This is a genomic window from Chthoniobacter sp., from assembly GCF_040003245.1.
Lineage (GTDB): Bacteria > Verrucomicrobiota > Verrucomicrobiia > Chthoniobacterales > Chthoniobacteraceae > Chthoniobacter.
This window is the reverse complement of the sequence record NZ_JBDUCX010000344.1, coordinates 1-5,481: the sequence shown is the minus strand read 5'-3', so window position 1 is coordinate 5,481 and position 5,481 is coordinate 1. Positions and strand designations below refer to the sequence as shown.

At 62.9% G+C, this 5,481-nt stretch carries 3 protein-coding genes; 1 reads left to right on the top strand and 2 read right to left on the bottom strand.

Translation table 11 applies throughout. The annotated features are described in order from the left end of the window. Positions 1-370: 370 nt before the first annotated feature. Both ABJF10_RS28965 and ABJF10_RS28960 read right to left on the bottom strand, forming a co-directional pair. Entirely contained in the window at positions 371-1,735 is a 1,365-nt protein-coding gene (locus tag ABJF10_RS28965) for a phenylacetate--CoA ligase family protein (RefSeq protein WP_348548084.1), read from the bottom strand. After that, positions 1,732-2,577 (bottom strand): class I SAM-dependent methyltransferase, encoded by an 846-nt coding sequence (locus tag ABJF10_RS28960; protein WP_348548083.1) that lies wholly within the window; start codon positions 2,575-2,577, stop codon positions 1,732-1,734. Before ABJF10_RS28960 ends, ABJF10_RS28965 begins: the two co-directional genes overlap by 4 nt. A 256-nt stretch (positions 2,578-2,833) precedes the next feature. Here ABJF10_RS28960 and ABJF10_RS28955 point away from each other — a divergent pair, with 256 nt between their 5' ends. Beyond that, positions 2,834-5,419 (top strand): autotransporter domain-containing protein, encoded by a 2,586-nt coding sequence (locus tag ABJF10_RS28955; RefSeq protein ID WP_348548082.1) that lies wholly within the window; start codon positions 2,834-2,836, stop codon positions 5,417-5,419. Positions 5,420-5,481 lie beyond the last annotated feature (62 nt).

Genomic DNA, 5,481 nt, shown 5'->3' with positions numbered 1-5,481 from the left:
GGCGTACTCGACGCTCGTCTCCAGGCAGAGTTGCGCGGCACCGACTTGCTCGGCAATTTGTATAGTTCCGGTTCGTTTTCGGTCGACTCGATCCCGAAGTTGAAGGTGACGAGTTTCCAGAAGCTTTCGGACGTGGCGCCCAGCGATTTCTGGTCCCCCTTCTATCCTTGATTGGTGGTTGGTCGTTGTTCGTGATTCGGCCCGTCCGGGCCCGGCCTCCTGCGTTCTTGGGAAGGGGCGCAGGTGCGGGTTCGGCGGGCCGAACTCACGAAGCTCTCGGTGGAACATTTTCATTCCGGGCATCCGGTCCATTGATCGATCTACGCTCAATCAGGCCTCCGAGAAAAAATCGCCGGCTTGATTGACCCGATCACTCCGCGCGGCAGAGGAACTCTTCGAATTTGCCGCCGGGGCCGCGGGGGAGGGGCTCTTCCTGCCATTCGTAGCGGATGGCGAAGGGATGCTGGAGTTCCTCCTGGATGATGGTGGTGAGGCGGGCCTCTTGTTCCGGAGCGGGACGCGAGGGGGCCGACATTTTGGCGAGGATGGTCTGGCGGTCGAGCTGGATGAATTGGAACTGGCGGATGTCGTGGACATCTCCCCAGCGATGGAATCCGACGACCGGCCAATGGCGCGTGCCGTCGGGAAGGAGCACGAGATTGCGTTCGCGACCGAGGAAGCGCCGGATGGTGGGCAGGCCGCGGCCGCACGGGCACGGTCCACCGACCTCGGCGTAGTCGCCGATTTCATAGCGGACGAGCGGGGTGAGGTAGTTGACCAGATCGGTGACCAGGATGCGGCCGATCTCGCCGACGCTGCAGGGCTGCCCGGCGGCGTCCACGACTTCCAGCAGGATGGTCTCGGAGACATGGTAGCTGCCGTGCTCGGGGCATTGGGTGGCCATCACGCCACATTCCTGCGAGGTGTAGATGTCGTCGATCCCGACGCCCAGGACGCGGCGCACCTCTTCCCGCAAGTGGGAGGTGACCGTCTCGCTGAGGGTCCGAATCCAGCGGAGTTGGGGGAGGCGCTGGCCGGTGCGGTCGAGTTCGGCGACGATTCCCGCCAGGGTGCTGGGCAGCACGAGCAGGGAACTGGGATCATATTCGCCGAGCCAGCGGCAGAGCTCCTGAACGGACCAGGATGCGGGCCTCCCCGACCAGGATCCCGTGAGAAAGAAGAGGCTGCAGGGCGGCCCCCAGTCGGGGGTGTCTGCCGGCTGGGAGATATTGGCCCGCACCGCGGCGAGGCGGCCGGAGAAATCGCGGTCGTGCCAAAGATGCTCGCGCAGGGTATAGACCAACCATTGCAATTCACTAAGGCTGGTACGACGGACGGTCACGGGCTCGCCGGTGGAACCCGAGGTGGAGGTGGTGGAGTGCTCGCCGTGGCCCGACGGGTAGGCCGTGCAAAAAAGGGCGTCTCCGGCGCCGACCAATTCCCGGCGCGTGAGCGGTGGCAAGCGGGTGAGCGCACCGGGTTCGGCCAGCGACTGGGGTGTCAATCCGGCCGAGGCCAGTCGGCGGATGAAGTGCGGCGAATAGGTGGCCGCGTGGCGCGCAAGGTCCGACAAGGCGGCTGCCTGGTGGCGGGCCAGTTCCCGGGTGGGCAGCCGTTCGGTGATACTGCGTTCGGTGAGAAGCTTCGAGATGGCGGCACTGCCGTTGCCCGCCTGCACCTGGGGGGGCAGGAGCAGCGGATTCTGTCCCATCTGTTCGACCCAGTTGCGTCTCATTGCTTCGGAGTGAGCGAAAACACCGGGCAGCACCCTGCGGCGGGGTAATGACCAGCCGGCCCGGGCGCCAGATGAAAAGCGTCGAAGGCGACGGCTAGCTCGGCGAGGGAAGGGAAGGCGTAAAGGGTCTCGCGCCCGCGGTAAGCGTCGATAGTGGAAACGATCTGGTGATCACAACCGAGCTGGCGGGCGAGGAGATCGCGATCGGAGAAGAGGCTCTGGAACCGGTCGTAAACGTCGGCCAGGCGCACCGCAGTCCCGGGGTTTTCCGCTTCGACGGCCATGAGCAGACGCAATTTTAGTTCGTGGAAGTTGCTCAACCGGCCGGCGCCGGCCGCTTGGGCGATGGAGTCCAAAGACTCCGGTGGCGAAGGGCGGGCGAAGTGGCGCATCGCGGCGCGGCCATCCTGCCGGAGCACCCGGCGCAATTCGCGCCCGGCTGCGGACAGCTTGCCCGTGCCGGCCACCAAGGCGAGACCGGTGTCGGTGAGGACGAGATCGAAAGAAGCGTCGGGAAAGGGCATCTCGAGCCAGTCGCCGAGCACCGCCCGGCGGTTCGGAGCATCTCCGGGCCAGACGCTGCCGATCATCCCCTCGCTGGCGTCGATAGCAGTCAGGTGGAAATCAGAGGCCCAAGGAAACAAGGCAATTTCCGGCGTGACGCCGAGGGAAAGGATCTCCAGGCGCCGGGAGGGGATTCCCGCCGGCAGGGATTGGGTCCAGGCTTGATGCAGGCGTTGCAGGTCCTCGGGGCAGGGCCGCAGGGGCGGGCCGAGCCGGCTCCACGCCGAGGCAAAGGTGGACCAGAGCTCGCCGGTGGGTTGCGGAGGATGGGGATTCACAATTTTGCGGAAGCTAGTAGCGCCGCCTGCCCGGACGCGAGCGGAAAGGATAGGCAGTGGTGTCGACTATGTGTAACACAGGCATAATCAGAGCGAAAAAGAGGTTGCCTTAATTGGCAGAGTTCACCAAAACTCCCCGGACTGGACAGCATTTCACCGTGATGCTGGAGAAGTCGAACGTACTATGTCATACAAACGCACACCCCACTCCACCTCTTCTTCGATGGCCCCGGCCAAGGCTTGCGTTCGCAAAGCCATGAAGCCCTTGGTCGGATCGATTGCCGCCCTGCTGCTGTGCGGTCACGCGGGGATCGTCAGCGCGGACGTGCCTGGAAGCTCGACCTGGCTTTCGAATCCCGCTTCCAACGACTGGAACACGGGCACCAACTGGGTGGAAGGCGTCGCGCCGACTACTTCCAGTCAATCGGCGTTTTTTCAGAGTTCGACCGTCACGGACGTCACGCTTTCAAATTTCGTGAGCATCGGCGAAATCCTTTTCCAGCCGGGAGCCAGCGCGTACACCATCGACATCGGCTCGAACGGGATGAATGTGTATGGCAACGGCCTCGTCAACAACTCCACCAAGACGCAGAACTTTTTGGTCGGACGTAATGGGAATTTGGATTTTTACAATTCCGCCACCGCTGGGGCGAATACGGTCATTACCGTGGCGGGCGGGGATGGTGGTGAGGGCAGCCCGGGCAAGGTACACTTTTGGGATAGCTCGAGCGCAGGGACTGCGACCTTGATCGCCAACGGCGGCGTGGACGGCGGTGAAGGAGGCCTGGCTGGGGGTGGAATCTATTTCGAGAACAGCTCTGACGGCAACCGGGCTTCGATTCACCTGAACGGCAACGGATTCCTGGACATCAGCTCCCACAACGCAGGGAGCGTGACGATCGGCTCGCTTTCCGGCAACGGGCTGGTCTTTCTCGGCGGCAATAACCTCACGGTCGGGAGTAACGACAAGAGCACTGTTTTCTCGGGCATATTGCAGGATGGCGGTGAAGGTGGCGGCACCGGTGGTTCGCTGACGAAGATCGGCAAGGGGACGTTGACCTTGACTGGCGCGAATACCTATACGGGCAACACGATCATCAATGGTGGTACCCTGGCCATTAACGGCTCGGTCGCCAGTCCCTTCATCTTTATCAATCCCGGCGGCACTCTCGGCGGTAGTGGCGTCATCACCAGCGCGGTGATTAACAACGGTCTAGTCAGTCCGGGAAATTCTCCGGGGACGTTGAGAATCCACGGCAGCTATACGCAGACCTCGGTCGGCGGGTTGGTCATTCAGATCGCCTCCTCGACCGTCTTCGACCACTTGATCGTCGGGGACGCGGCGAAGCTGGGTGGCACGCTCTTCGTCGAGCCGCTCGGTCACCCGAAGCTCAAGCCCGGTCAGAAGTTCGAGTTCTTGAGTGCGGGAGGAGGTGTGTTCGGGACCTTCGCTCATGTGGAGCAGGCGCCCACGGGAACCATCTTGAAATTCAAGCTCGTTTACGAGGGCTACGACGCGTTTCTGGAGACAATTGTCTCGCCCTTCACGGGCCTGGAAGGGCTCACGCCGAACCAAACTTCCGTGGCCAAGGAACTCGATCGGGTGGTCGGCGACAGCCGCGCGGGCAAGCTGATCGAATTCCTGGGCCATGAGCCGCTCGGCGAACTGCCCAACGATTTCGATAAGATCGCCGCTGAGGAATACACCTCGATCTTCACCCTCGGCGAGTCCTTCGACAATGTGCAGTCGCTGAATCTCCAGCGGCGCACCGATGCCATTCGCTCCGGGTCCACCGGCTTCAGCGCGGCGGGCCTGGCCCTCAATGGGCTCAATCCCAGCTTCAACGGGCCGCTCGCTTTCCGCACGGGAGTGGCGGGACCACGCGGTGACGATGGCAAGGAAAGCAAGGAAGTGAAACAGGTGGTTCCGGCGGACAGTCGCTGGGGTGCTTTCCTCACTGGCACCGGTGAATGGGTCGGCGTGGGCGACGATTTCAATGCGCGCGGCTACCAGGTGGCGAGCGGCGGATTTACGCTCGGCGTGGACTACAAGGTCAGCTCGCAGTTCGCGGTCGGCTTGATGGCCGGCTACGTCGGCACGGGTGTGGACCTGAACGACGGCGGGCGCATCCTGGCCAACGGCGGCAAACTCGGCGTCTACGCCACTTTCTTCCAGAACGAGCAGCCCGCGGCGGCTCCGACAATGTCGAAAGATTCGTCGAAGGATTCCTCGAAAGAACTGCCGGCTCCGCCCAGCATCGCGAAGGGCTTCTATGCCGACTTTGCGGTCGTCGGTGGCTACAGCAGCTACGATGTGCATCGTGCGGCGCTCCAAGGGACGGCGCGCGGCGATACCGATGGCGGCGATTTGAATGTTCTCTTCGGGGTCGGCTACGACCTCAAGAAAGGCGGCTTCACCTTCGGCCCGACGGCGAGCTTCAACTACACCTACGTCGGCGTCGGCAGCTTCACGGAGACGGGTTCGCTGGCTCCGCTGCATTTCCAATCGCAAGGGCAGGAATCGATTCGTACCGCGCTCGGCGTGAAGGCCAGCTACGACTGGAAAGTCGGCGGCCTGGTGATCAAGCCGGAACTGCGCGCGGCATGGCAGCACGAGTACGGTGACGCGTCCTACGAGATTGACTCGAGCTTTGCCAACGGTGCGGGCAACACCTTCACCGTCAATGGACCGCGCATTGGACGCGACAGCCTCTTGCTCGGCGCCGGCTTCGCCATCCAGATCAACGACCGTTTCGCCACTTATTTCTATTACGATGGCGAGTTGGGCCGGACCCGTTACGAGTCCAACAATGTGTCCGGCGGTGTTCGCGTGTCCTTCTAGCGCGCTTTGCCTGGCAGGCGGCATTAAGGTCGCGCCGTGCAATTTACCTTTTCCGTAGTTCC

Coding starts and splice junctions, on each gene's coding strand:
- ABJF10_RS28965 (WP_348548084.1), bottom strand. CDS start 1,735: ATGAGACGCAACTGGGTCGAACAGATGGGACAGAATCCGCTGCTCCTG.
- ABJF10_RS28955 (WP_348548082.1), top strand. CDS start 2,834: ATGAAGCCCTTGGTCGGATCGATTGCCGCCCTGCTGCTGTGCGGTCAC.